The sequence below is a fragment of the Streptomyces sp. NPDC126510 genome (assembly GCF_040302345.1).
In the GTDB taxonomy this organism is placed as follows: domain Bacteria; phylum Actinomycetota; class Actinomycetes; order Streptomycetales; family Streptomycetaceae; genus Streptomyces.
In genome coordinates, this window is sequence record NZ_JBEORR010000001.1 from 88,225 (window position 1) to 111,084 (window position 22,860).

The window sequence follows — 22,860 nt, forward strand, 5'->3', positions numbered from 1 at the left end:
ATCAGACCGCCTCTGACTGCCGGGCGGCCGCGAGGCGGACCGCGTCCATGATCTTCTCGTAGCCGGTGCAGCGGCACAGGTTGCCCGACAGGGCCTCGCGGATGTCCGCGTCGCTCGGGTTCGGGTTGCGCTCCAGCATCTCGTCGGCCGCGACCAGCAGACCGGGGGTGCAGAAGCCGCACTGGACCGCGCCGGCGTCGATGAACGCCTGCTGGATGGCGGACAGCTCGGTCCCCTCGCCCGTCTGCGAGTCGGTGCCCTTGGCGTCCCATGCCCGGGCGCTCTGCAACGACGTACCGCAGGCGCCGGACGCGCAGCCGCTCTCGGCGCGCTGCCTGGCGAAGTCGGCGAGCCCCTCGACGGTGACGACCTCGCGGCCCTCCACCTGCCCGGCGGCGACCAGGCACGAGCACACCGGCACGCCGTCCAGGCGGACCGTGCACGAGCCGCACTCGCCCTGCTCGCAGGCGTTCTTCGAGCCCGGCAGCCCGAGCCGCTCCCTCAGCACGTACAGCAGGGACTCGCCCTCCCACACGTCGTCGGCTTCCTGCTGACGGCCGTTGACCGTGAAGTTGACGCGCATCACGCAGCTCCCTCGGTGAGGCGGCGGGCGCCGCGGTAGGACTCCCAGGTCCAGGTGAGTGTGCGGCGGGCCATGACGCCGACCGCGTGGCGGCGGTAGCTCGCGGTGCCCCGGACGTCGTCGATGGGGTTGCAGGCGGCGGAGCACAGGTCCGCGAACTGCTTGGCGACCGACGGGGTGATGATCTGGCCGTTGTCCCAGAAGCCGCCCTCCTCCAGCGCGGCGTTCAGGAACTCCTCGGCGGCCTTGGCCCGGACGGGGGTCGGGGCGGCCGAGCCGATCCCGGTCCGCACGGTCCGCGTCCCGGGATGCAGGGCGAGCCCGAAGGCGCACACGGCGATGACCATCGCGTTCCTGGTGCCCACCTTGGAGAACTGCTGCGGCCCGTCGGCCTTCTTCACGTGCACGGCGCGGATCAGCTCGTCGGCCGCCAGCGCGTTGCGCTTCACGCCCGTGTAGAACGCGTCGATCGGGATGCGGCGCGAGCCGCGCACCGACTCGACCTCCACCTCGGCGCCCGCCGCGAGCAGCGCGGGGTGGGCGTCACCGGCCGGGGAGGCGGTGCCGAGGTTGCCGCCGACGCCGCCGCGGTTGCGGATCTGCGGGGAGGCGACCGTGTGCGAGGCCAGGGCGAGACCGGGCAGCTCGCCGCGCAGGTTCTCCATGATCTTCGTGTACGGCACGGAGGCACCGAGCCGCACGCTCTCCTCGCCGACCTCCCATTCGGAGAGGTCGCCGATGCGGTTCAGGTCCAAGAGGTACTCGGGCCGGCGGTGATCGAAGTTGATCTCGACCATCACGTCGGTGCCACCCGCAATCGGCACAGCTGTGGGGTGCTCGGCTTTCGCGGCGAGCGCCTCCTCCCAGCTGGCGGGGCGAAGGAAGTCCATGACCGGCTCTCTTCTTCGTCTTCTCGTGGGGCGTTCAGATTGAGCCAATCCGTGTGCGGCGGTCCCGGCTCGTTCATGTGCTGTTTACGCGTAGTGGCCTCAGTACACAGCGCGCTGCGCCAAGCGAGTCAGTCACGGAAACCATGAAGGAGTTGGCTGGCCAGGAGAGGCATCTTGTAGATTCGTATGAACGGAGGCCCGTGGAAACCTCCTCGTTCTCCTGTGGAAACGCGCGACACAACCGCGTGACCTGGAACACAGCCGGGGCAGGGCTTGATTTCGAGACATGGAACGGCGGCGACGAGAATGCGGCTGCGCGCACTGCTGGACACCGACGCGCTGGGCCTCAAGCTGCTCGGCGGCGAGGACGAGCTGGACCGCAGCGTGCGGGGTGTGATGACCACCGACCTGCGCGACCCCAGCCGCTACCTCGCGGGCGGCGAACTGGTGCTCACGGGCCTGGCCTGGCGCCGGGACGCGGGCGACTCGGAGCCGTTCGTCCGCATCCTCGTACAGGCGGGTGTGGCGGCGCTCGCCGCGGGCGAGGCCGAGCTCGGCGACGTGCCGGAGGACCTGGTCGTGGCCTGCGCCCGGCACCGCCTCCCGCTCTTCGCGGTGCACGAGTCGGTGGCGTTCGCGACGATCACCGAGCACGTCGTGCGGCAGGTCTCCGGCGAGCGCGCCGGAGACCTCGCGGCGGTCGTCGACCGCCACCGCCGCATGATGACGGCGGGCCCGGCGGGCGGCGGCCCCGACGTGGTCCTGGACCTGCTCGGCACGGACCTGGACCTGCGGGCCTGGGTCCTCTCCCCCACCGGCCGCCTGATCGCGGGCTCGAAGGCGACGGGTCCCGCCCTGCCGGCCGAGACGTGCGCCCGGCTCGCCGGGGAGCACCTGGCCGCCACCCGGACGGGCCGCCGCGGCCCCCACCGCGTCGTCCTGGGCGCCACGACGTACTCCCTGTTCCCGGTCCGCTCCACGGGCCGCTCCCCGCACTCGGCGCGGGACGTGCGCGAGACCGTCCTGGCGGACTGGCTGCTGGCCGTGGAGGCGGACGCCGGGGACTGGCCCGAGGAGCGCCTGGACCTGCTCTACGGCGTCACCCAGCTGATCGCGGTCGAACGGGACCGCCGCGACGCGGCCCGCACGGTCCGCCGCCGCCTGGCCCAGGAGGTCCTGGAACTGGTCCAGACGGGCGCGGCACCCGCCGAGATCGCCGCCCGCCTGCGCGTGGCCGCGCCGGTGCTGCTGCCCGGTCTGGGCGCCGCGCCGCACTGGCAGGTGGTCGTGGCCCGCGTCGACTGGGAGGGCGGGGAGGTCGAGGGCGGCCCGGTGGCCCAGGCTCTGCTGGAGGAGGTCCTCGTGGATCCGGCGGTCGCGGGGCCGGAGCACTCCGACCGCATCGCGGTGGCCCACACGGGAGACGAGGCCATCGCCCTGGTCCCCCTCCCGGCCGTCTCGGCGGAGCACGACGGCTCGGAGACGGGCGTCCTCGCGGACACGCTCCTGGCGTCGGTTCGGGACCCCCTCACGGCGGGCCTCGACGACGACGGCCGGCTCACCCTGGGCGTCAGCGCGGCCGTCCACTCGGCGGAAGGCCTGCGCGGCGCGCTGGAGGAGGCCCGCCACGCCCGGCGCGTCGCCGCGGCCCGCCCGGGCCGGGTCTGCGCGGCCGGCCACCAGGAACTGGCCTCGCACGTCCTGCTGCTGCCCTTCGTCCCGGACGACGTCCGCCGCGCCTTCACGGCCCGCCTCCTGGACCCGCTGCGGGACTACGACCGCCGCCACCGCGCCGAGCTGATCCCGACGCTGGAGGCCTTCCTCGACTGCGACGGCTCCTGGACCCGCTGCGCCACCCGTCTGCACCTGCACGTCAACACGCTGCGCTACCGGGTCGGCCGGATCGAGCAGTTGACGAGTCGTGACCTGTCACGCCTCGAGGACAAGCTGGACTTCTTCCTGGCACTGCGCATGAGCTGATACGCGGGGTGTCCCGGCGGCAAACGCGGGGCACCCCGGAGTCCCACGACTTTGTGAAATCCTTCACCCACCCCCTTGGCCCGGCCCGCCGATTCGTGCTGAGATGCCGCCACCACTCAACAGCTCGATGGCGTGCTCGGGGAGGGCAACGTGGCGCATACCGCCATGTCTGGTAACGGAACGACCGCCGGTGACGATCCCCTCCAGACCGCGGTATGGCGGCTGCGCTCCCGCGGGTGCTGGGCCGACGCGGCCGCCCTGCTGCTGCCGGCCACACCCGCGGCCGCGCTGCAACGCGCGGCGCTGCTGGCCGAACGGTGTCTGTACACCGAGCAGGGCTGGGAGGAGGCCGAGGACGCGCTGCGCACGGCCGAGGCGATGGCCCACAGCGACGACGAACGGGGCGCGGCCGCTTGTGAACGCGGGTACCTGGCCTACGCGGCGACCGTGCTCGCGGTACGGGACCGGGCCGACGAGGCACGGGCCGCGCTCGGCCGGGCGGCGGCACTGGTCCCTCCGGGGGCTCCCGCGCGGGCTCTGCTCGACTTCCGGCGCGGGCTCCTGGCCGAGAACCTGACGAGCGCGCCCCAGGCCGCCCGGGCCGCGTACCGCCGTGCCCACGCGGGCGCGACGGCGCACTCCGATCCGCTGCTGCTGTCGTTCACCTGGCGCCACCTGGCCGGGCTCGCCCTGCGCGAAGGGGAGCTGGCGGAGGCACGGCACGGATTCGCGGAGTCGCTGCGGATCCGGGAGGAGCTGGGCTATCTCGTCGGTACGGCGCCGGCGCTGGTGTCCCTCGCCGACACCGAAACCGAACCGGAGGCGTCCCGACTGCGGGAGGAGGCCCGCCGGCTGTTCCGCCTCCTGGGGGGCGTACCGACGTGGCTGGCCCGCCAGTTGGCTCCGCCGGTACCGCCGGCCGCGACGGCCTGAGGCGTTCGACGGCGAAGCCGGTCGGTCGTAACGCCTGTTCAGCGCCGAACGGGCACGGTAACTCTCCCCACGCACCTGCCCGGCGACGAGGAGGCGCGCCGAACGTGTACAGCGCACGACGGGGCATGCCCAAGTGGCCTCTGCAGGCGGCCATTGTGGGCTCCGGTTCACGCACCGCCCGGGAGACGTTCCTGCGCTTGGGCACCGTGCGCCGCGGGTGCGGCCACCCCACTCCCGCACCCGCGTACGGCGCGAAGGGGCCGTGTCGGGGGGTGTCCGCCCGCAGCGGTTGTCGCCTCGACGGACAGTCAGTCGGCGTGCAAGCCCATCGCGACGTTCCGAGGACGGACACCCCCCGGCGCGGCCCCGACCCACCACCCGGCGCAAGGCGAAGAGGCCACCACCACCCGGCGCCACGCGAAGACACGACCCCCACCCGGCGCCACCGCTCAGCCGGCAGCAGCCGCCCCCGCGAAATGCTCGCCCACCAGCGCCCGCACCACATCCAGATCCCGTGCGACCAGCGCGTCCAGCAACGCCGTGTGCTCGTGCGCGTCCGCCAGCAACTCCGCGCGCCCCCGGACTCCCCGGCCACCCCCGACCAGCGGCCACTGCGCCCTGCGGTGCAGGTCCTCCGCGATCCGGACCAGCTGCACGTTGCCTGAGAGGGACAGCACAGCCCGGTGGAACCCCCGGTCGGACTCCGCGTAGGTCGCGCGGCAGCCCGAGGACGCCGCGCGGACCGTCGCCTCGGCGAGGGGCCGCAACTCGGCCCAGCGTTCGGCCGGCACGGTACGGGCCAGCCGCAGCATCACCGGGACCTCGATCAGCGCCCGGACCTCGGCCAGTTCGCCCAGTTCCCGCACGCCCCGCTCGACCACCCGGAATCCACGGTTCGGCACGACCTCGACGGCCCCTTCGAGGGCCAGTTGCTGCATGGCCTCCCGGACCGGCGTCGCCGACACCCCGAACCGCTCTCCCAGCACCGGCGCCGAATACACCTCCCCGGGCCGCAGATCCCCCGCCACGAGCGCGGCCCGCAGCGCGTCCAGGATCTGCCCGCGCACCGAGGCCCGCTGCACCACCGGCCGGACGGCGGCCGGCGCGGCCGGCTCGCTGTGCGTGTGCTCGCCCCGCACCTCTCCGGCCTGCCGCGGCACCCGAACCTGCCCGGGCGGGCCACTCGCCCCGGACTGCCCACTCGACCCGGACGGGTTCGCCACCGCCCACGGAGTCCCCGTGCTCGCGGAGCCCTGCGCTCCCTGCCTCACGGGTCCTCCTCCGGACGTATCGGTACTTGGGGTCATTACGGCGGGTTGTTACTCGTCCGTCAAGCACCATAAGCGCCCCGGCGCCGAGTTCACATCTTCGTTCAACTTTTCAAGATCTTGAGTAAGGTTAGGCTTACCTTCAAGACCCCGTTTCACCCGACGGATCGGTGATCACATGCCTGCGCCCCTTTCGGCCGTCTCCGGCGCCTACACCCGCCTGGCCGAGGTCCTCCCGGGGCTCGCCGTCACCGAACTGGACGCAGCGGACGCGACCCCGCACGGCCACGGCTGGACCACCGCCGCCGACCTCGCGGCCGCCGGCCCCGCCCTCGACCGCTTCCTGGCGTGGGACGTGGACCAGATCCAGCGGGACTACGGCACGCAGGCCCGCCCCGACGTCGTCGCGAGCTTCGGCCTGCACCGCTACGCCTGGCCCGCCTGCCTCCTGATCACCGTGCCGTGGTTCCTGCACCGCCGGGTCCCCCGCTACCCCGTGACCCATGTCTCCTACGACCGCACCGCCCCGGGCCACGCCCTCGGACACCTGGCCGTCCGCCCCGCCGGCTTCGCCTGCCTGCCCGGCGACGAGGCGGCCGCGCTGCCCGGCGCCCGGGTCGTCCCCGACGAGGAGGCGCTGCGGGCGGAGGTACGGGCGGCGGTCGCCGAGCACCTGGAGCCGGTGCTGACCGCTTTCGGCCCCCGGATGCGGCGCCGCGGGCGCGCCCTGTGGGGTATGGCGACCGACGAGATCGTCGAAGGGCTGTGGTACATCGCCCAACTGCTCGGCGAGATCGAGGAGCGGCGTGCGATGCGCGAGCTGGAGCTGCTCCTGCCGGGGGCGACCAAGCCGTACGTCGGCACGGCCGCGTTCCGGGAGCTGACCGGCCCGGGCGGCGAGCCCCTGCTCACCCGGGACCGCGCGAGCTGCTGCATGTTCTACACGCTGCGCCCCGAGGACACCTGCGCGACCTGCCCGCGCACCTGCGACACGGACCGCGTCACCAAGCTGCTGGCGACGGCCGGTTGAGGAACGGGCGGGGTGCGACTCCCCAGCCGTCCCGTAAGATCGTCGCGGAACCGGGCACCCCCGTACCCACAGGCGATTCACATCATCCCCACGTGTCACGGGAACTTTCCGGAGAACCGCTCGTACGGGTAGTCTTGTTCGAACTCAACTTCCGAGCCTCAAGCGGCAGTTCGAGCAGAACGCCGCCCTGGGCATTCCCTTGCACTTCCTTGGCGGCCTCTTGCCCCGAAACCCCCTGAGGGTCGGTGCGATTGGGCCACTATGGCGGGCGTTACGCCCTATCCCAATGCAAGGGACCACCCAGATGAGACTGACCGACATATCGCTGAACTGGCTGCTTCCGGGCGCCGTGCTCCTCCTGGGCATGCTGGCGGCGGTGGCGGTGCTCGCGCGCGGCAAGCGCTCCTCGGTCAAGGACACGAGCGCGGACGACTCCTGGGAGCGCAGCGAGGAACGCCGCAGACGCAAGGAAGCCCTCTACGGCACCCTCTCTTACCTCCTTCTCTTCTGCTGTGCGGCCGTCGCCGCCCTGCTCTCCTTCCACGGCCTGGTCGGCTTCGGCGAGCAGAACCTCGGACTTTCGGGCGGCTGGCAGTACCTCGTCCCGTTCGGCCTGGACGGCGCGGCGATGTTCTGTTCCGTCCTCGCGGTGCGCGAGGCCAGCCACGGTGACGCCGCGCTCGGCTCCCGGATACTGGTCTGGACGTTCGCCTTCGCCGCGGCCTGGTTCAACTGGGTGCACGCGCCCCGGGGCATCGGCCATGCGGGCGCCCCCCACTTCTTCGCGGGCATGTCCCTGTCTGCGGCGGTCCTCTTCGACCGCGCTCTGAAGCAGACCCGCCGCGCCGCGCTGCGGGAGCAGGGTCTGGTGCCCCGTCCGCTGCCGCAGATCCGCATGGTGCGCTGGCTGCGGGCCCCCCGGGAGACCTACCGCGCCTGGTCGCTGATGCTCCTTGAAGGTGTGCGCAGCCTGGACGAGGCGGTCGACGAGGTGCGCGACGACAAGCGCAAGAAGGAAGAGACCCGCCAGCGGCGGCGCGACCAGCAGCGCGTGGAGCGGGCCCAGCTGAAGGCGATCAGCCGCGGTCACCGCGGCCACTTCGGCCGAGGTGGCGGGCGGCAGGTCGAGGTGCAGGTGGAGCGCGGCTCCTCGCAGGTCTCCGCGGAGCCTGCCATATCCGCGCCGGACCCCCTGCCCGTGCGCTCGCGTCCCTCCCTTCAGCCGGTACGCAAAGGAGCTGACCCGGTGACCGTCGACCTCACCGCGGAGGACGACACCATGGCGCTGCCGCGTCTGGACTCCCTGGAGCGCAAACTCAAGGACCTCGAGCAGCAGTTCGGTTGACCGAGCCGTGACGGAGCGGCGAAGGGGCGTGGCCTGCGGGCCGCGCCCCTTCCGCGTTCACGCCGCCCCGGCCCCCAGCTCGAACCAGACGGCCTTGCCCACGCCGTGCGGCCGGACACCCCAGGCGTCCGCGAGGGACTGCACCAGGAACAGGCCCCTGCCGTTCGTGCCCTCGTCGGCGACCGGAGCGCGCGGCCGGGGTCTGCGAGCGACGAAGTCCCGGACCTCCACCCGCAGTCCGCGGGGTCCGACGGTGGCCGTGAGGACCGCGTCGTGTTCGGTGTGCACGATCGCGTTGGTGACGAGCTCACTGGTGAGCAGTTCGGCCACGTCGGACTGCCCGTGCTTCCCCCACTGGCCGAGCAGTTCCCGCAGGGCCCTGCGGGCTTCCGGGACGGCCCGGAGGTCCGCCCGTCCGAGTCGGCGCCTCAACTGCGGCGCCTGATCGTGTTCTCTGACATCGTCGGTCCTGTCCTCCACCGTCTTCGCCGAGAAGCCCCCGATCGCTATGGGACCGCCTCGTCGTGCCTGCCTCTCCATGACCCCCGCCCGCGCGCCGATGTCGGTTCCCCTCCTGCTCGAACACGTTCACGGGGATCCATGCCCGATCGGAAACGCGGCAGTCATGTCGAATCGTCAACGACCGGGTGTTCGGCCACCGGAACGGGCCGGGCGCCCCGGGGTGGCGGGCCGCCGAGCGGTACGGCGACGGAGCGGAGGGGGACAAGAGGGTAGCCGGTCATCGTCCCCGGACGGATCCTGACCGCCGGAGATCGGACGAAGGACCGACGGACGGCTGCCGATCCCCGCGTACCCGGCGGTACACCGGGGTGGCCGGCCCCCGGCGCGGCGCTTCGGTGAAGTTGGCCGAAGTACGACGGTCTTGACGGGCCCCGCACCCGGTGCGGGGCCGTCCTCCCCACCCCCGTGGCGGGAGGACGGCCCCGGTCTTCCGGCGGACGCGCGGTCAGTACAGCTTGTTGACGGCGGTGGTCGTCGTCTTCTTGAAGGCGGCGACGGGAGCGTCGTCGAAGTCGCCCATCTGGCCCCACGACACGACGGTGACGGTCCTGCCGTCCCGGCCGACGGACAGCAGCGAGATGTCCGTGGCGCCCCAGGACGTCTCGGTGTGCAGACCGCGGACGCGGGCGCCCTCCTCGACGGGCAGCGAACCGTAGTCCCGGCCCTCGGCCTCGATGTCCGGGTCGTTCTTCTCGATGCGGTCGGCGCAGGTGCGGATCAGGTCGTCGTAGTGCTTCGCCAGGGCCTTGGCCAGGGCGGGTGTGTCCGCCACGACGGTCAGCTGCACGGCGTTGGTGTCCAGGTCGGTCCGGAACTCCCGGTGGCGGTAGTCGTAGGAGGGCACGCCCTCCGTGCTCACGCAGGAGCCGAGTCCCTCCGGGAACCCCTCGGTGACCGGGCCGGCCGTCCAGGCCGACGTCGGGTGCGGCGGCAGCTGGGACGCCGACAGGAACTTCGGTGCGGCGGCCTTCGGCGCGGCACCGGCGGCCGGTGCCGTGAGGACCGTGCCCGCCGCGAGGGCGGCGACGGTGAGTGCGGTGAGAGCGCTTGCTCGCATGCGCATGGGCATGGGTGATCCCCCGTGGGTGAGTGCGGTGTTGTGGATGCCGCGGCCAGGCCGGCTGGTCGGCCCGGGCCTGGTCGGTGCGACACCAAGAGCATCAGCGGTCCCACCGCCCGGATGCAACAACCCGCGACCGATCGGGCCCGGTGGAACCATCCCAGCCCGTCTGACGTGCAGGTACATGGGGTGCCTGGGATGCCGTTCCGGGCCGGTTCGACCTATGAGACGGGGGTACGGTGTCGGCTCACGACGACGTCGACGGCGTCGGGGAGTTCGCGGCGCTGCTGAGGACGTTCAAGGAGCGCACGGACCGCAGTTACGGTTCGCTGGCCCGCCGCCTGGCCATGAACACCTCGACCCTGCACCGCTACTGTGCGGGCGACGCGGTCCCGGTCGACTTCGCCCCCGTGGAGCGTTTCGCCGCCCTGTGCGGGGCGTCCCCGGAGGAACGTCTGGAGCTGCACCGCCGCTGGCTCCTGGCGGTGGCGGCGCGGCAGCGGCCCCGGACGGCGGGTACCGGCGGCGAGGTCGCCGCCCGGGCGGATGAACCGGGGCACGCACCGGCCGTCGTCGACGTCCTGACGAACGGCCCGGATTCCGCCCCGCCGGACGGCCCGGTGGAGGACACTGCGGCAGACCCCCCGCTCCCCCACCGCCCCTGGTACCGCCGCAGACGCGTCGCGGTCGGACTGGCCGCCGTCTGTGCGGCGCTTGCGGCTCTCGCGAGCCTCGCCGCGTTGCCGGACGACCGGCGTGCCACCGGCGGCCGGGCCCCGGTGTCCGGGCCGGCCCCGTCCGGTACGGCGACGGCGGAAGCCCGGGACCGGAAGAGCGGCTCGCCCACCCCGAGCGACAGTTCCCCCACCACTCGGCGGCCCTCGCCGTCCGCCACCCCGAAGCAGCCGAAGCCCTCCCCGACCCCCTCCACCCGCACCACCCCGCCTCCCGGAACAGCCGGCTCCGCCCCACCCCTCACCTGGTCGGCCGACTCCCAGGCCTGGAAGCTCGGTTGCGGACACGACTACGTCATCGCCAAGCCTCCAGCGCAGGTCCCACCGCCACCGGTCCCCCAGGACGCCGGGGTCTGGGCGGCGTCACAGAACGCGGTGCACGGCGGCGAGACGCTCGTGCGGTTGTCCGTGCAAGGGCGCACCGACACGGCCGTCGTACTGGAGGCGCTGCGCGTGCGCGTGGTGGGACGGACGGCCCCGGCGCTGGGCAACGCCTATGCCATGGACCAGGGCTGCGGCGGGGCGATCACCCCGCGCTCCTTCGACGTGAACCTGGACAAGGACCGCCCCATCGCCCGCGCTGTCGCCGGGAACGACACCGGTACGCCGATCCCGGCGGTGCGCATGCCCTACCGGGTGTCCGCCCAGGACCCCGAGGTGCTGCTGGTCAACGCCAGGACCCAGGCGTGCGACTGCCGCTGGTACCTGGAGCTGGACTGGTCCTCCCAGGGCCGCAGCGGCACGGTCCGCATCGACGACGGCGGCCGCCCGTTCCGCACCAGCGGCATCGCGGGGCTGTCCCGCTACCTGTACGACACCTCGGCACGCCAGTGGAAGCCGTACCGCTAGGGCCTGTTCCTGGTTCTGATCACGAGGCTGAGCGGAGGCTGCGGATCCAGATCACCGCAACGCGGCAGTGGACCGTGAGCTGTACATCCCGCGCTCGTGGACGTGCGCCCCGGCCCGCTGCCGGGCCGCAGGCCTGGGCGAGGGCACCGTCTTCGCGACCAAGCTGGTATGTGCTCGCCGTCGCCTGCTCCCATGAAGTCACGGCCGACGCCGGGAAGTTCCGCGCGGATGCCCTGGCCGTCAATTGGTCTGTTCGTGGTGCGTCGTCACGGCGTCACCATTCCGCGACCTGCAGTCATAAGCTGAGACTTATCAACCGGCGGGAATGATGGCCAATCACGGTCCCTGACAACGGTGCGCTCGGGCTGAAAGTATCCGAGCACCGCACCGAGAGGACTGACAGAGAGTGGAAACACCATCTCTTTCACAGTTCCTCATTCGGGCACCGCGTGATTGAGAAGGAGATGTCTTGCCCGCCATTCGGAAGACCATGCTCACGGTTGCGGCTCTGGCCGGAATCGTCATCACCACCCAGCCGGCCTTCGCCCAGCCCCAGGCAAGCGGCAGCTGGCGCGCCTACAGCGAGACCAATTACAAGGGTCTGGACACGACGTTCTCCGGGGAAGTGGGGGAATGTAAGTACGTCGGCGACAACTGGAACGACAAGACCCGGTCCGCCAAGTCGTCGAGCGCCACCACCAGGGTGGAGTTGTGGGACAACGCCGACTGCACCGGTGGCTCGATCGTCATCGACGGATCCGGCTACTACGCCATCGGTGCGTGGGTCAGCGGCTACCGGGTCTCGAGCGTCTAGCGGTAACGCCCCGGTTCCCGCCTCCCGCTCACCGGCCGCCCGCCTCCTGGAGTCCGCGGCTGCGGGTGGCGCTGCGGGCGGCTTGCCGGATGGCGGTGATGGCGGGCTCGTCACGACGCTCGGCGAGCCAGACCAGGGCCGACGTGCAGGGCGGCAGGTCCTTGACATCGACGTAGCGAACGCCTGGACGGGGAAACAGGTCGCGGGCCGCGGCCGGCAGGAAGGCCATGGCCTCCCCCCGGGCCACGGTGTGCAGCAGCGTCTCCATGTCCGTGACGACGGGCCCGTACCGCGCGGGGCTGCCGTCAGGGCGGGGATCGACGGCCCAGAACTCCCTCCAGGGGCGCGGCACCTGCGGGGGCCAGTCGACCACGGGGTGGCCGGCGAATTGGGCGAGAGCGGTGTCGGCCAGCCGGGCCAGGGGATCGTCGGCCGGAAGACACGCCACCCGTGGCTCGGTGGCCAGATGCTGTTGCTCGATGCTCTCCGGCACAGGAGGTCGCCCGAACACCACATCGACTTCCTTGTCCTGCAGGGCGGCAGCGAACCGGTAGGCGTCCAGGGTGACCATGTGCACCGTCAGCAGCGGGTGGCCTTCCTCCTGCAGGGCCCGCAGCACGGCGTGCGTATGAGGCATGGCGGCCTCTGCTCCGACGGTCCCCACGACGAGCCGGCCCGAGACGCGACGCACCTGCGAGTCGGCGGTGCGGCGCAGCTGCACCATGGCGTCGACCGCCGCCCTGGCCGCGGGGAGCAGCGTCCGCCCGGCGTCTGTCAGATCGACCATCCGGTTGGTGCGCTCGAACAAGCGCACCCCCAGGCGTTTCTCCAGGCCACGAATCTGCTGGCTCAACGCGGACTGGGTGATGAAGAGAGAGGCGGCAGCGCGCCCGAAATGGCGCATTTCCCCGAGAACGATGAACAAACGCAATTGGTGAATACTGGGCTCGGCCTCACTACCTGTAGTCATCGACACTACACCGGACCAGCGAATCGAAGGAGACAGGGAAAGTGAAGAAGCGTATGTGGGGGTCGCTGCTGGCGGCCGCTTTCACCAGCATTCTGGTCACCGCGCCCACGGCGTCGGCGGCACCCGATCCGGAAGGCTGCGCCAAGGGCAATTTCTGCGTGCACAGCAACGCCAATTTCACGGGGCTGGTGCTGCGCAGCGGCGGCAACTGGTCCGGAAGCGTTCCGTTCCGCTCCATTTCCAACAACGGCGTGCCCTATCCGGGTCTGGACCACATCGAGGTCCACTGGCACTGGGCGGGGGACACGACCCGGGTCCAGTGCCTGCACTACAACCCCGACCCGAATGGCCACTCGATGGTCGCGGACTATCCGGGAGCCCAGGCCTACGTCACGAAGGTGCGGTGGCGGGGCGAGTGCTGACGCCTCATCGGACCGGCCCTCCTCGCTCGGCATGGCGCTCCTTGTGGCTGGACTGGTGGGGGTGTGCTGACGCCCCCACCAGGCTAGGAGGATGCCGACCGGGCCGGTCCTGACAGACGTCAGGGTCAGGGCCGGGGCACGTTGCGCAGGTTGGAGCGGGCCATCTGCAGCATCCGGCCGACCCCGCCGTCCAGCACCATTTTCGAGGCGGACAGGGCGAAGCCCGTCACCATCTCGGCCTTGATCTTCGGCGGGATGGACAGCGCGTTGGGGTCGGTGACGATGTCGACGAGGGCGGGTCCCTTGTGCTTGAAGGCGTCCTTCAGGGCTCCGGCCAGATCCTTGGGCTTCTCGACGCGCACCCCGTACGCGCCGCAGGCGCGGGCGACGGCGGCGAAGTCGGGGTTCTTGTTCGCGGTGCCGTACGACGGGAGGCCGGCGACCAGCATCTCCAACTCGACCATGCCGAGGGAGGAGTTGTTGAACAGCACGACCTTCACGGGCAGGTCGTACTGCACCAGCGTCAGGAAGTCGCCCATCAGCATGGAGAAGCCGCCGTCGCCGGACATCGACACGACCTGCCGCTTGCGGTCGGTGAACTGGGCGCCGATCGCCATGGGCAGCGCGTTCGCCATCGAGCCGTGGGAGAAGGAACCGATGACGCGGCGGCGGCCGTTGGGTGAGATGTAGCGGGCTGCCCAGACGTTGCACATACCGGTGTCGACGGTGAACACGGCATCGTCGGCGGCCACTTCGTCGAGCACGGACGCCGCGTACTCGGGGTGGATCGGCGTGTGCTTCTCGACCTTGCGGGTGTACGCCTTGACCACCCCCTCCAGCGCGTCCGCGTGCTTCTTCAGCATCCGGTCGAGGAAGCGCCGGTTCTTCTTCTCCTTCACCCGCGGGATCAGGCAGCGCAGCGTCTCCCGTACGTCGCCCCACACCGCGAGGTCCAGCTTCGAGCGGCGGCCGAGGTTCTCGGGCCGGACGTCGACCTGGACGATCTTCACGTCGTCGGGGAGGAAGGCGTTGTAGGGGAAGTCGGTGCCGAGCAGGATCAGCAGGTCGCACTCGTGGGTGGCCTCGTAGGCGGCCCCGTATCCGAGCAGTCCGCTCATGCCCACGTCGTAGGGGTTGTCGTACTGGATCCACTCCTTGCCGCGCAGGGCGTGCCCGACCGGGGACTTGATCTTCCCGGCGAACTCCATGACCTCGGCGTGCGCTCCGGCGGTGCCGCTGCCGCAGAAAAGGGTGACCTTGCCCGCCTCGTCGATCATCTCGACGAGCCGGTCGATCTCGGCGTCCCCCGGGCGGACCGTCGGACGGGAGGTCACCAGGGCGGTCTCGGCGGCCTTTTCGGGGGCGGGCCGGTCGGCGATGTCTCCGGGCAGGGTGACGACGCTGACGCCGCTGCGGCCGACGGCGTTCTGGATGGCGGTCTGGAGCAGCCGCGGCATCTGCTGCGGGCTGGAGATCATCTCGCTGTAGTGGCTGCACTCGGCGAACAGCCGGTCGGGGTGGGTCTCCTGGAAGTAGCCGAGGCCGATCTCGCTGGACGGGATGTGCGAGGCGAGGGCGAGAACCGGGGCCATGGAGCGGTGGGCGTCGTAGAGGCCGTTGATGAGGTGGAGGTTGCCGGGGCCGCAGGAGCCGGCGCAGGCGGCGAGGGAGCCGGTGATCTGCGCCTCGGCGCCGGCGGCGAAGGCGGCGGTCTCCTCGTGCCGGACGTGGATCCAGTCGATGGCGGAGTTGCGGCGGACGGCGTCGACGATCGGGTTGAGGCTGTCGCCGACGACTCCGTACAGCCGTTTGACTCCGGCGCGGGTCAGGATGTCGACGAACTGTTCCGCGACGTTCTGTTTGGCCATGGTTCTCGTCTGCCCCTTCGGTCTCCTGGGATCCCTCCGGGTTCCATCAAGTCACACCGGTCGCGCTCACGCCTCCCACACGGCGGCGGCCGTACGGTCGTCCGCATAACCCTTGACCCGTACTTGGGAGTCGGCGAGGAACGCGGCGAGACCGGGCGGGTCGGGGCGGGACCACCGCTCGGCGAGGTACTCGCCCAGTTCGGGCTCGCCGCGCAGGGGGTCGGCGAGGCCGCCACTGCACATCAGGAGCGTGTCACCCGGGCGGGCGACGGAGGTCCGGAAGCGGAAGGGCTCGCGCGGCGGCTCAGGGGCCGGTTCGTACGGGCTGGGCGGGGTCGGGATGCCCAGGTCCATGGTGAGCCGGTCGCCCTCGGGGGTCTCGGAGGGCGGCGACCCGAAGCCCCTGACGGGATCGCCCTTGGCCTTGGTGACCTGCGGCTCGATGTCCTGCCACTCCCCCTCCCGCAGCCGGAACAGTCCGCCCGGTCCGACCCCGAAGAACACCCGGGTCCGGCACTCGGGGTCGGCCGACAGCAGCAGGCAGCGCAGGCTGGCCGCGTACTCCCCGGGGTCGACGCCCTGCTCGGAGGCGCTGGCCCGCAGCTTGCCGAGGCTGCGGTCGGTGAGGCGGTGCAGCCCGGACTTCAGGTCGCCGCGCCTCCCGTCCCTTATATCCTCCACCAGCCGTGCGTGGCTGCGTCCGACGGCTCGCGCGATCCAGTGACAGGCCTCGGCGGCGGCACGGTGCGCCCCGGGCGCGGCCCGGGCCCCGGTCGCCATCGCCACCAGCAGCAGCGCGTGCTCCCCCGCTCCGAACCGGGCGGTGAGCAGCGCGTCCCGGCGGGGTTCTCCGCGATACCGCGCGGAGTCCCCCCGCAGGGAGACGGCCCGCACCGTACAGGCCCCGTACCGGGCCCCGTCCAGCACGGTGTCCGCCACGAGATCGTCGAGGTCGTCCGGATCGGCGGCCGGAAGAGCGGTGGGTTCGGCGTCGTACGTGGGCGGCCGCGTGCCGACGTGACCCCGGGACCGGGATACGGGCTCGGGACGCGCGATCCGGGGGCTGTGTTCGTCGGGAGAGGGGTTGGTGGCCGGGGGTGAGGGCGCCTCGGGCGGCGGCTCGGCGGGGAGCGGCGGCACGGGCCGCCGGTCGGTCGTGGGGTATGCGGTGCCGCCCGGCCCGGCGGCGGGCGGCACGGACGGGCGGGGCGGACACTCGCGGGGCCCGGTGACGGGGGGCGGCGGGGCGGCCGCCGTGGCCGGGTGCGCCTCGGGGCGCGGCCGGCTCGGAGGGTCCGTGGGAGGCGGCGGGACCCGGGGCGTCCCCGCGTCGGGCACCGTCGGCGCGGGCGGCTGCGCCGAGCTCTGCGAGGCGGAGGCGGAGGGTCCCGGGCGCTCGTCCGTGGGTGTCCGGGTGGTGGGGGGCTGGTCGGGGCGCCGCGGTGGGCGGTGCGCGGTCGGGAAGCTCACCGGTCCGGCGGGGCCGGGCGGTGGTGGCTCCCAGGGCGCGCGTTGTTGCGGGGGCCTGCCGTTCGGGCGGGGCGTGGGCGGCACGTCGTCGGCCCCGGTCCGGGGCGCCGGGACCACCGGCTCCGCTCCGAAGGGCCGGTCCGACGACCGGTCCGAGGAACCCGACCGGTCCGAGGAACCCGACCGGTCCGGGGAGCCGGTCCGCCCCCGCGTTCCGTCTCGCACCGCCCCCGACGCCGACGCGAACCGGTCGTCGAGGGAATCCCGCGCCGGTGCGGGGCCCGTGTCGTCGGTGGAGTCGTCGTACAACTCCCTCCACCAGTCGTCCTCGTGACCGGTGGGCCTTCCCCCCTGCTGGCTCATGCCCGTAATTGTCCACCGCACGAGCCGGATGAAAACGGGGCTTGTGGAAAAAACCGGCCCACCAAGGGACGGTGAACGGCACGTCGAGTGAGCCGTAGAACGGTCATGCGAAATGCGGAGCCCGGCGCGGCGCGAGGGTCTGACCTGCGGGTCTGAGCCCCGGCCATGCTTCTGACCTGCGCGTTCTCCGGTTCTCCGGCAGTCTGGTCAGATGGGAGTGTGGGACCTCCTGCTGGTCGGGCTGGTCATCCTGCTCGGGCTGTGCGGAGTGCTGCTGCCCGCCATGCCGGGATCGCTGCTGGTGTGGGCAGCGGTCATGTGGTGGGCGCTCAAGGATCCGCAGCCCGTCGCCTGGTGGGTGCTGGTCGGAGCCACGGTCCTGCTGCTCGCCTCCCACGCCGTCCGCTGGGCGCTCCCGCCCCGTCGGCTGCGCATGAACAGCACCACCCGCCGCATGCTGGCCTGCGCCGGGACCGGTTCCGTCCTGGGCTTCGTGCTGGTACCCGTCCTCGGCGCGATCCCCGGCTTCCTGGGCGGTGTCTACCTCTTCGAACGGCTCCGCCTCGGCCGCCACACCGACGCGATGGCCGCCCTGCGCACGGTCATGCGCGCGGGCGGCTCCGGCATCCTGACCGAACTGTTCACCTGCCAGCTGATCGCGGCGGCCTGGCTGGGCGCGGTCCTCTGGGGCTGAGCCGGCGGCCCTCAGGAAGGCAGCACCGCCTCGCCGGGCCGGCGGCCCCTCAGGAAGGCAGCACCCCCTCGCCGGGCGGGCGGCCCTCACGCGGCAGTACCCCCTCGTGCGTCAGCAGCCGGATCTTGCGGTCCAGGCCGCCCGCGTATCCGGTCAGTGCGCCGTCCGCCCCGATCACCCGGTGGCACGGGCGGACCACCAGCAGCGGGTTCGCCCCGATCGCACCGCCGACCGCCCGCACCGCGGCCCGGGGCGCTCCGATGCGCGCGGCGATCTCGCCGTAGGTGGCCGTCGAGCCGTACGGGATGTCGTCCAGCGCGGCCCAGACCTTCTCACGGAAGGCGGTGCCCTCGGTGCGCCACGCCAGCCGGAACTCCTTCAGTTCCCCGGCGAAGTACGCGGCGAGCTGCTCCTCGGCCTCCCGGAAGGGCCCGGGGTCGCGCCGCCAGTCGTCCCGCACCTCGCGTCCGCCTTTCTGTCCGGGCACGGACAGGGAGGTCAGCTCACCGGTCGGGGCGGCGGTGAGGAGCAGCGGCCCGAGGGGGCCGGGCACACTCGTCCAGTACGTCGGGCAGGTCATCACCACTCCCACTCCCCTGCTGCGCGCAGGTGGTTCACGGCGTACGAGCGCCAGGGGCGCCAGGTGTCGGGGACGTCGAGGCCGGGCGGGGCCACGTCGGGGTCGCCGAGGCCGCGGGTGCGGATCTCGGCGACGGTGCGGGCGTCCAGACCGGGCACGGCCCGCAGGGCGTTCTGTGCGCCGTCCCGGTCGGCGCCCGGGTCCAGGCGTACGGACTGGTCGGCAAGGGCGGCGGTGAGCGCGCCGAGAGGGCCGGCGGGCTCGGCCCCGGCCAGTACGGCCGGCTCGGGGAAGAGGTGCGTGAGGCTCCCGCAGGGGGCGTCGAGGGCCTTGCCGTAACGGCGTACGAGCCGTTCCGCCTCCGTCCGGCCGGTCAGGGCGCGCACCGCGAGTTCCTCCGGGTCGGCGGTGCCCGGCGAGCGCAGCCCGGGCCGGGCGGCGACCAGGGGTGCGAGCCGGGGGTCGGCCGCGAGGCGCTCGTCGACGGCGTAGGGGTCGGCGTCGAGGTCGAACAGCCGCCGCAGCCGCTGGACGGCGGTGGTCAGATCGCGCGGGTCGGTGAGGTGCAGCCGGGCGTCGAGCCAGCCGCCCGGATGGGCGCCGGGCCCGGTCCGGGCGGTGCGGGGGCTTTCGTCGACGGCGACGACGCCGGTGCCGTACGGGAGGCGGAGGGTGCGCCGGTAGGTGCGGGTGCCGGCCGGGCCGCTCATCTCCTCGATGCCGGGTACGGCCTGGTGTTCCAGCAGGTCGAAGACGGGCCCGGCCCGGTAGGGGCCGCGGTGGGCGAGCCGCAGCGGGATGCCGGCGTTGGGGGTCGCCGCGCGGTGTCCCCTGCCGTTGCGGGGCGCGGTGGCGCGCAGCCGGCTCGGCGTCGACGCGTACACCGCCCGGATCGTGTCGTTGAACTGCCGCACGCTGGCGAAGCCGGACGCGAACGCGATCTCGGTGATGGGCAGCTCGGTGGTCTGCACGAGGACGCGCGCGGTATGGGCCCGCTGGGCCCGGGCGAGGGCGACCGGCCCGGCGCCGAGCTCGGCGGTGAGCTGCCGCTGCACCTGCCGTGCGCTGTAGCCGAGGCGTCCGGCGAGCCCGGCGACGCCCTCCCGGTCGACGACGCCGTCGGCGATCAGCCGCACGGCCCGGCCGACCACGTCGGCGCGGACGTTCCACTCGGCGGAGCCGGGCACGGCGTCCGGGCGGCACCGCCGGCAGGCCCGGAAGCCCGAGCCCTGCGCGGCGGCGGCCGTGGCGAAGAACCGTACGTTGGCCCGCTTCGGGGTGACCGCGGGGCAGCTGGGCCGGCAGTAGATGCCGGTCGTCTCGACGGCGAAGAAGAACACGCCGTCGAAACGGGCGTCCCGGCTGCGCACGGCCTCGTACCTGGTGTCCTCGTCCGTTTCCTGGTTCGTCACAGGTCCAGTCTCCCGCCCGCGACCGCACGACCGCTGGCGGGAATCGGACACCGCGATGGGCAGGGCATCCCCGCCGGGCGAGGCCCTCACGAGCACCGGGCACCCGCGCGAGGGGCCGCGAGACGCTCACGACCACCGACGGGCCCGTGCGGCACCAGACGAGGGCGCCTCACGACCGCCAGTGCGCTCCCCGCTTCGCCTCCATCGCGGCGCGGCCCATCGCCCCCTTCCGCTTCCAGTCCTTGCGGATCTCGGCCCGGAGCCGGGCGTCGGTCTTGGCGACGATGCGCTGGTTCTCCCGCAGCAGCTTGCGGTAGCTCTCCAGCCGCCGCTGCGGCAGCTCGCCGCTGTCGATGGCGGCCAGCACCGCGCATCCCGGCTCCGCCTCGTGGGCGCAGTCGTGGAAGCGGCACCGCTCGGACAGCTCCTCGATCTCGGAGAACACCTGCCCGACGCCGGTCTCGGCGTCCCACAGGCCGACGCCGCGCAGCCCCGGGGTGTCGATCAGGACGCCCCCGCCGGGCAGCGCGAGCAGGTTGCGCGTGGTGGTGGTGTGGCGGCCCTTGCCGTCGACGTCGCGGATGGCCTGGACCTGCATGACGTCCTCGCCCAGCAGCGCGTTGGCGAGGGTCGACTTGCCCGCGCCGGACTGCCCGAGCAGCACGGACGTCCCACCGCCGACGATCGCGGCGAGCACGTCGAGCCCTCCCCCAAGCTCTCGGCTGCGCTCGAGCAGGGAGGTGCCCCCCTCGCCGAGGGCGCTGACCGGCACGACCGGCACGCCGGGCGCGGTCGTCTCCACGTCCTGGACGAGGTGCGCGAGGGTCACGGCGTCCGGCACGAGGTCGGCCTTGGTGAGGACGACGACGGGCTGGGCCCCGGACTCCCAGGAGAGCGCGAGGAAGCGCTCGATGCGCCCGAGGTCCAGTTCGAGCGCGAGCGACACGGCGACGACGGCGTGGTCGACGTTGGCCGCGAGGATCTGCCCCTCGGACCGCTGGGAGGAGGTGGAGCGGACGAAGGCGGTGCGGCGCGGCAGGTACGTGCGGACGTAGCGCGGGTTCCCGCCGGGTTCGACGGCGACCCAGTCGCCGGTGCACACCACCCGCAGGGGGTCGTGCGGGGTGACGAACGCGGTGTCGGCCCGCAGCATCCCGCCGGCGGTGACGACGTCGCACTGCCCGCGGTCGACCCGCACGACCCGGCCGGGCAACAGGCCTTCGGCCTCGTACGGGGCGAACGCCTCGGCCCAGGCCTCGTCCCAGCCGTAGGGAGCGAGCGCGGAGGAAACGGATGAAGCAGAGGAGGAAGACAAGGGTGACCCTTCGAGGTCGGCCCCGGCCCGACGGTCGGTCGGATCAGCCGGCGGCCATGGAGGTGGACTTCATGAACTGGATGCGGGCAGCGCTCATCGCAACAACAGCCATCGGTCGACACCTCCTCGTCACTCGGATCTTCTCTGCACGGAACCGCGGTGTGCGCGGAACCGACGTCACGGTATCCCGCCCCGGCGCGGGTGCGTCAACCGTTTTTCACGCAGGCGTGGCCGTTCAGCTCGAAGTCGTACGGCGGGGAGTTCTTGCCGCGCCAGGAGGCCAGGAAGCCGAAGGCCAGGTCGCCGCCCGCGGGGACCGACTTGTTGTAGTCGGCGGCCGACGCGCTGACGCGGGAGCCGTCCTGGGAGACGGAGGCGTCCCACATCTGGCCGACCTGCTGGCCGTCCCGGAAGGACCAGGCGACGCGCCAGGCGTCGAGCGGCCGGGTGCTGGTGACGGTGACGGTGGCCTGGAAGCCGTCGGGCCACTGGTTGACCAGGTCGTACTCGACCCTGCAGGCGGGTTCCCCGTGCTCGTCGGGCTCGGCCCGGCCGGTGGGCGAGGAGGTGCCCTGCGGTTCGGTGTGGCGGTTCTCGTCCTCCGGCTTGCGGGACTTCTCCGGCCGCTTCGAGGTCGGGGTGTTCCGGTCGGCCGGTTTCGAGGTCGCGGGCGGCAGGGACGGGACGGACGGCAGGGGCGGAGCGCTGTCGGCCACCGGCTGCCGGTCCCCTCCGGGTGCGCCGAGGTCGTCGCCGTCGCCTCCGAAGGGCATCAGGGAGACCCCGAGGGCCAGCACGGAGACCAGGACCGCGGCGACGAGGAGTCCGTTGCGCGCGACGCGCGCCTTCTGCTCGCCGTCCTCCGATGCAGCGCCCGCCCGGTCCGTCGAGCCGGGCCGGCCGGCGCCGAGCCGCACCTCGGCGGCGCGGCGGCGGCGCTCCAGGTAGGCGAGGCCTCCCCAGCCGATCACCCCGCCGGCCAGCGCCCCCGGCAGGGCACCGCCGTGCAGGCGCAGACAGGCGGCGGCCTCCGCGCACTGCACGCAGGTGGCGAGGTGCCGGGAGAGGTCGCCGGGGGCCTCGGCGGCGGAGGAGCGGGTGACGGCGTCCAGCAGCCGGGCGTAGCTGCGGCACCGGCCGTCCATGGGCGAGTCGAGGTGGTTGCGGTGGCAGCGGTCCCGGAAGAGGGTGCGCACCTGCTGCAGTTCCTCGGCGACGCCGGCCGGATCGAGTCCCAGGCGGCGGGCGATCAGGGGCAGCGGCAGTGCCTCCACCTCGGCGAACCAGAGCAGTTCGGCGTCCGGCTGCTGCAGATCGCGCAGGCCGCGCAGCGCGAGCGGGCGCTGCAGGGGCGGGCCGGTATAGCGGGCGGCCGCGTCCGAGTTGAGCCACAGGCGCAGGTCGGGGTCGAGTTTGTGGCCCTGCCCCTTCTCCTCCCACGCCGCGGCCGTGGTGCGCACGGAGGTCAGCAGCAGGGGTATGCGGGGCAGCCGGGCAGGGCGGCGGGCGGTGCCGCGTACCTGGCCGGTCTCGGCGGCGCGGGCCTCGCGCACGCCGTGCGCGAACGCCTCACGGCCGAGCTGTGCGGCAGCCGTGGAACCGGACGTGCACAGGTCCGCGTACGCGAGGACCGCGTCCCAGCACTCGGAGAACAGCGCGGCCTCGGTGGCGTCCTGAGGGGTCGGCAGGTCGGGCATGGGTCTCCTGCATCCACAAGCGAGGTCAACTCACCACATCGGTGTTGGAGTTGGGGGGAAC

20 protein-coding genes and 1 pseudogene are annotated in these 22,860 nt (G+C 72.8%); 9 read left to right on the forward strand and 12 right to left on the reverse strand.

The window, feature by feature from the left end:
- Window position 1 precedes the first annotated feature (1 nt).
- Entirely contained in the window at window positions 2-583 is a 582-nt protein-coding gene (locus ABTX60_RS00250; protein WP_352094813.1) for a (2Fe-2S)-binding protein, read from the reverse strand.
- Window positions 583-1,473, reverse strand: a complete 891-nt coding sequence (locus ABTX60_RS00255; RefSeq protein WP_352094814.1) for an FAD binding domain-containing protein — start codon at window positions 1,471-1,473, stop codon at window positions 583-585. The genes ABTX60_RS00250 and ABTX60_RS00255 overlap by 1 nt, the downstream gene beginning before the upstream one ends.
- Window positions 1,474-1,779: 306 nt before the next feature.
- Between ABTX60_RS00255 and ABTX60_RS00260 the strand changes: the two genes are divergently transcribed.
- Both ABTX60_RS00260 and ABTX60_RS00265 read left to right on the forward strand, forming a co-directional pair.
- A complete protein-coding gene (locus ABTX60_RS00260) occupies window positions 1,780-3,453 on the forward strand; it encodes a PucR family transcriptional regulator (protein WP_352094815.1) in 1,674 nt (557 codons plus the stop codon).
- A gap of 165 nt (window positions 3,454-3,618) precedes the next feature.
- The gene (locus ABTX60_RS00265; protein ID WP_352094816.1) at window positions 3,619-4,386 is read left to right on the forward strand and encodes a hypothetical protein; all 768 of its coding nucleotides are present in this window, start codon (window positions 3,619-3,621) and stop codon (window positions 4,384-4,386) included.
- Window positions 4,387-4,835: 449 nt separating this feature from the next.
- On the opposite strand, the gene ABTX60_RS00270 is transcribed toward ABTX60_RS00265, so the two are convergent.
- Entirely contained in the window at window positions 4,836-5,657 is an 822-nt protein-coding gene (locus ABTX60_RS00270) for a GntR family transcriptional regulator (RefSeq protein WP_352094817.1), read from the reverse strand.
- Between the two features lie 175 nt (window positions 5,658-5,832).
- Between ABTX60_RS00270 and ABTX60_RS00275 the strand changes: the two genes are divergently transcribed.
- Together ABTX60_RS00275 and ABTX60_RS00280 are read left to right on the forward strand one after the other, a co-directional pair.
- Entirely contained in the window at window positions 5,833-6,684 is an 852-nt protein-coding gene (locus tag ABTX60_RS00275) for a (2Fe-2S)-binding protein (RefSeq protein WP_352094818.1), read from the forward strand.
- Between the two features lie 304 nt (window positions 6,685-6,988).
- The gene (locus tag ABTX60_RS00280) at window positions 6,989-8,029 is read left to right on the forward strand and encodes a DUF2637 domain-containing protein (protein WP_352094819.1); all 1,041 of its coding nucleotides are present in this window, start codon (window positions 6,989-6,991) and stop codon (window positions 8,027-8,029) included.
- 57 nt (window positions 8,030-8,086) lie between these two features.
- Here the strand turns inward: ABTX60_RS00280 and ABTX60_RS00285 are convergent, their stop codons facing one another.
- The gene (locus tag ABTX60_RS00285) at window positions 8,087-8,569 is read right to left on the reverse strand and encodes an ATP-binding protein (RefSeq protein ID WP_352094820.1); all 483 of its coding nucleotides are present in this window, start codon (window positions 8,567-8,569) and stop codon (window positions 8,087-8,089) included.
- Window positions 8,570-8,996: 427 nt separating this feature from the next.
- Window positions 8,997-9,620 carry a hypothetical protein gene (locus ABTX60_RS00290; protein ID WP_352094821.1) on the reverse strand — a complete coding sequence of 208 codons (624 nt, stop codon included), beginning with the start codon at window positions 9,618-9,620 and terminating at the stop codon, window positions 8,997-8,999.
- A 230-nt stretch (window positions 9,621-9,850) separates the two neighbouring features.
- Between ABTX60_RS00290 and ABTX60_RS00295 the strand changes: the two genes are divergently transcribed.
- The 3 genes and pseudogenes from ABTX60_RS00295 to ABTX60_RS00305 all read left to right on the forward strand — a co-directional run bounded on the left by ABTX60_RS00295 (window position 9,851) and on the right by ABTX60_RS00305 (window position 12,008).
- Entirely contained in the window at window positions 9,851-11,194 is a 1,344-nt protein-coding gene (locus ABTX60_RS00295; protein ID WP_352094822.1) for a helix-turn-helix domain-containing protein, read from the forward strand.
- Between the two features lie 58 nt (window positions 11,195-11,252).
- Window positions 11,253-11,433: pseudogene (locus ABTX60_RS00300) on the forward strand (IS701 family transposase); the annotation flags it as partial.
- Between the two features lie 230 nt (window positions 11,434-11,663).
- Complete coding sequence (locus ABTX60_RS00305) at window positions 11,664-12,008, forward strand: peptidase inhibitor family I36 protein (RefSeq protein WP_352094823.1); 345 nt, start codon at window positions 11,664-11,666, stop codon at window positions 12,006-12,008.
- 28 nt (window positions 12,009-12,036) lie between these two features.
- On the opposite strand, the gene ABTX60_RS00310 is transcribed toward ABTX60_RS00305, so the two are convergent.
- Window positions 12,037-12,978, reverse strand: a complete 942-nt coding sequence (locus tag ABTX60_RS00310; RefSeq protein ID WP_352094824.1) for a LysR family transcriptional regulator — start codon at window positions 12,976-12,978, stop codon at window positions 12,037-12,039.
- Between the two features lie 41 nt (window positions 12,979-13,019).
- Between ABTX60_RS00310 and ABTX60_RS00315 the strand changes: the two genes are divergently transcribed.
- Window positions 13,020-13,400 (forward strand): peptidase inhibitor family I36 protein, encoded by a 381-nt coding sequence (locus ABTX60_RS00315; RefSeq protein WP_352094825.1) that lies wholly within the window; start codon window positions 13,020-13,022, stop codon window positions 13,398-13,400.
- 125 nt (window positions 13,401-13,525) lie between these two features.
- Here ABTX60_RS00315 and ABTX60_RS00320 read toward each other — a convergent pair whose 3' ends face one another.
- Together ABTX60_RS00320 and ABTX60_RS00325 are read right to left on the reverse strand one after the other, a co-directional pair.
- The gene (locus tag ABTX60_RS00320) at window positions 13,526-15,268 is read right to left on the reverse strand and encodes a pyruvate dehydrogenase (RefSeq protein ID WP_352094826.1); all 1,743 of its coding nucleotides are present in this window, start codon (window positions 15,266-15,268) and stop codon (window positions 13,526-13,528) included.
- 66 nt (window positions 15,269-15,334) lie between these two features.
- Window positions 15,335-17,101: a protein phosphatase 2C domain-containing protein gene (locus ABTX60_RS00325; RefSeq protein ID WP_352094827.1), complete on the reverse strand. Its 1,767-nt coding sequence runs from the start codon at window positions 17,099-17,101 to the stop codon at window positions 15,335-15,337.
- Between the two features lie 211 nt (window positions 17,102-17,312).
- Here ABTX60_RS00325 and ABTX60_RS00330 point away from each other — a divergent pair, with 211 nt between their 5' ends.
- A complete protein-coding gene (locus ABTX60_RS00330) occupies window positions 17,313-17,795 on the forward strand; it encodes a DUF456 domain-containing protein (RefSeq protein ID WP_352094828.1) in 483 nt (160 codons plus the stop codon).
- Window positions 17,796-17,844: 49 nt separating this feature from the next.
- Here ABTX60_RS00330 and ABTX60_RS00335 read toward each other — a convergent pair whose 3' ends face one another.
- The 4 genes from ABTX60_RS00335 to ABTX60_RS00350 all read right to left on the reverse strand — a co-directional run bounded on the left by ABTX60_RS00335 (window position 17,845) and on the right by ABTX60_RS00350 (window position 22,799).
- Window positions 17,845-18,375 carry a methylated-DNA--[protein]-cysteine S-methyltransferase gene (locus tag ABTX60_RS00335; protein WP_352094829.1) on the reverse strand — a complete coding sequence of 177 codons (531 nt, stop codon included), beginning with the start codon at window positions 18,373-18,375 and terminating at the stop codon, window positions 17,845-17,847.
- The gene (locus ABTX60_RS00340) at window positions 18,375-19,787 is read right to left on the reverse strand and encodes a DNA-3-methyladenine glycosylase 2 family protein (RefSeq protein ID WP_352094830.1); all 1,413 of its coding nucleotides are present in this window, start codon (window positions 19,785-19,787) and stop codon (window positions 18,375-18,377) included. Before ABTX60_RS00340 ends, ABTX60_RS00335 begins: the two co-directional genes overlap by 1 nt.
- 169 nt (window positions 19,788-19,956) lie before the next feature.
- Window positions 19,957-21,102 (reverse strand): ribosome small subunit-dependent GTPase A, encoded by a 1,146-nt coding sequence (rsgA, locus tag ABTX60_RS00345; protein ID WP_352094831.1) that lies wholly within the window; start codon window positions 21,100-21,102, stop codon window positions 19,957-19,959.
- A 206-nt stretch (window positions 21,103-21,308) separates the two neighbouring features.
- Entirely contained in the window at window positions 21,309-22,799 is a 1,491-nt protein-coding gene (locus ABTX60_RS00350) for a cellulose binding domain-containing protein (RefSeq protein ID WP_352094832.1), read from the reverse strand.
- Window positions 22,800-22,860: the final 61 nt, after the last annotated feature.

Bases quoted from the DNA above. Each gene is read 5' to 3' on its own strand.
- ABTX60_RS00250 (WP_352094813.1), bottom strand. From the start codon at position 583: ATGCGCGTCAACTTCACGGTCAACGGCCGTCAGCAGGAAGCCGACGAC.
- ABTX60_RS00255 (WP_352094814.1), bottom strand. From the start codon at position 1,473: ATGGACTTCCTTCGCCCCGCCAGCTGGGAGGAGGCGCTCGCCGCGAAA.
- ABTX60_RS00260 (WP_352094815.1), top strand. From the start codon at position 1,780: ATGCGGCTGCGCGCACTGCTGGACACCGACGCGCTGGGCCTCAAGCTG.
- ABTX60_RS00265 (WP_352094816.1), top strand. From the start codon at position 3,619: ATGTCTGGTAACGGAACGACCGCCGGTGACGATCCCCTCCAGACCGCG.
- ABTX60_RS00275 (WP_352094818.1), top strand. From the start codon at position 5,833: ATGCCTGCGCCCCTTTCGGCCGTCTCCGGCGCCTACACCCGCCTGGCC.
- ABTX60_RS00280 (WP_352094819.1), top strand. From the start codon at position 6,989: ATGAGACTGACCGACATATCGCTGAACTGGCTGCTTCCGGGCGCCGTG.
- ABTX60_RS00285 (WP_352094820.1), bottom strand. From the start codon at position 8,569: ATGGAGAGGCAGGCACGACGAGGCGGTCCCATAGCGATCGGGGGCTTC.
- ABTX60_RS00290 (WP_352094821.1), bottom strand. From the start codon at position 9,620: ATGCCCATGCGCATGCGAGCAAGCGCTCTCACCGCACTCACCGTCGCC.
- ABTX60_RS00310 (WP_352094824.1), bottom strand. From the start codon at position 12,978: ATGACTACAGGTAGTGAGGCCGAGCCCAGTATTCACCAATTGCGTTTG.
- ABTX60_RS00320 (WP_352094826.1), bottom strand. From the start codon at position 15,268: ATGGCCAAACAGAACGTCGCGGAACAGTTCGTCGACATCCTGACCCGC.
- ABTX60_RS00325 (WP_352094827.1), bottom strand. From the start codon at position 17,101: ATGAGCCAGCAGGGGGGAAGGCCCACCGGTCACGAGGACGACTGGTGG.
- ABTX60_RS00330 (WP_352094828.1), top strand. From the start codon at position 17,313: ATGGGAGTGTGGGACCTCCTGCTGGTCGGGCTGGTCATCCTGCTCGGG.
- ABTX60_RS00335 (WP_352094829.1), bottom strand. From the start codon at position 18,375: ATGACCTGCCCGACGTACTGGACGAGTGTGCCCGGCCCCCTCGGGCCG.
- ABTX60_RS00350 (WP_352094832.1), bottom strand. From the start codon at position 22,799: ATGCCCGACCTGCCGACCCCTCAGGACGCCACCGAGGCCGCGCTGTTC.